This window comes from Corynebacterium sp. HMSC068H04 (assembly GCF_001811255.1).
Taxonomy (GTDB): Bacteria; Actinomycetota; Actinomycetes; order Mycobacteriales; family Mycobacteriaceae; genus Corynebacterium; species Corynebacterium hesseae.
Map to the genome: position 1 here is coordinate 39,759 of NZ_KV804026.1, position 216 is coordinate 39,974.

The following is a 216-nucleotide window of genomic DNA, read 5'->3' on the forward strand; positions in this document are numbered from 1 at the left end:
TCAGGGGTAATGAGAACTGAACCCCAGCCTTGGCGGAGACGGTGCGGCGCACCTGGGAAGTCTATCAGGGGTAATGAGAACTGAACCCCAGCAGGTATTTCGATGATGCGCTAGACCTGCGAAGTCTATCAGGGGTAATGAGAACTGAACCCCAGCAGAAGCGCGACGAAGGTGAGCTAGTAGTGAAGTCTATCAGGGGTAATGAGAACTGAACCC